The 1,347-nt window shown below is 68.0% G+C and carries 1 protein-coding gene; it reads left to right on the top strand.

Annotated features, from left to right (window positions below; translation table 11 throughout):
* The first annotated feature begins 72 nt into the window (after nt 1-72).
* Nucleotides 73-1,310 (top strand): IS3 family transposase gene (locus tag ABZS61_RS34840; protein ID WP_356430548.1). Its coding sequence is split into 2 segments (ribosomal slippage): nt 73-396 and nt 399-1,310, totalling 1,236 coding nucleotides; the frame shifts between segments, so codons are not numbered across the junction.
* Nucleotides 1,311-1,347 lie beyond the last annotated feature (37 nt).

Raw genomic sequence — 1,347 nt, 5'->3', positions numbered from 1 at the left:
GGGACCTCCCCCTGAGTCGTGGACACGCTGATACTGGATCTGCTTGATCCGGAGGAAGCGAGAAGACCGTCGATGGCGATGAAGGACTATTCGGACGAGTTCAAGGCCGATGCCGTGGCCCTGTACGAGTCCACACCCGGGGCGATCTACAAGAGCATCGCTGCTGACCTGGGCGTCAACCGGGCGACCCTGCGTGCGTGGGTGCTGCGGGACCGCGAACGCCGTGGCATCACCGCCGCGGACGCGAAGCCGGGCGCCCAGCGTCGGGAGGCGGTGCCGTCCGCTGATCCGGACGAGCGGGTCCGGCAGTTGGAGGCCCGGGTGGCAGAACTCGAGGCAAGTGAGCGCAAGCTCGCCACCGAGCGGGACATCCTCCGCAAGGCGGCCAAGTATTTCGCCGGAGAGACGAACTGGTGAGGAGCCGCTTCCAGTTCGTTGACGACCACCGGGACACCTACGAGGTGAAGCGGCTCTGCCAGGTCCTGGACGTGAACCGGTCCAGCTACTACAAGTGGCTCGCCGGCGCCGAGGCCCGGGCCGCCCGGCAGCACCAGGACCGGATCCTGGCCGGGGAGATCCGTGAGGTCCACGGCGAGTCCGGCGGCGCCTACGGTTCCCCGCGAGTGACCGCCGAGCTCCGTGAGAAAGGGTGGCGGGTCAACGAGAAGCGGGTTGCCCGGATCATGCGGTCGTTCTCCATCACCGGCATCCGCTTGCGCAGACGAGTGCGCACGACCGTCCCGGACCCGGCCACCTCACCGGTCCCGGACCTGTTCCAGCGGAACTTCAACGCCACCGAGCCGGGGCGCAAGTACATGGGCGACATCACGTATCTCCCGCTCGCAGGCGGCCAGTTCCTCTATCTCGCGACCGTGCTGGACTGCTTCAGCCGCAAGGTCGTCGGCTGGTCCATCGCCGACCACATGCGCACCAGTCTGGTCGCCGACGCACTGCGGATGGCAGCCTCGACCCGCGGCGGCCTGGACGGCGCCGTGTTCCACTCCGACCACGGTGCCCAGTACGGCTCCAGGGTCTTCGCCGGCCTCTGCGACCAGCTCGGGGTGACCCGGTCGATGGGCGCGGTCGGCACCAGCGCCGACAACGCGGCCTGCGAAAGCTTCCACGCCTCCCTGAAACGCGAGACCCTCCAGGGCGCCCACGACTACGGCGACACAGACGCCTGCCGCAGGACCGTCTTTGCCTGGCTGACCCGTTACAACACCCGCCGCCGGCACTCCGCCAACGGCCACCTCAGCCCCAACGAATATGAACACCGACACCACACCGCTAAACTCACGCTCGCTGCGTGATCAATAACCGCGTGCCCACCTTCACGGGGGAAGGCCC

Origin of the sequence: Streptomyces sp. NPDC005566 (assembly GCF_040605575.1) — a bacterium.
In the GTDB taxonomy this organism is placed as follows: domain Bacteria; phylum Actinomycetota; class Actinomycetes; order Streptomycetales; family Streptomycetaceae; genus Streptomyces.
This window is presented reverse-complemented; position numbering and strand designations above follow the sequence as displayed.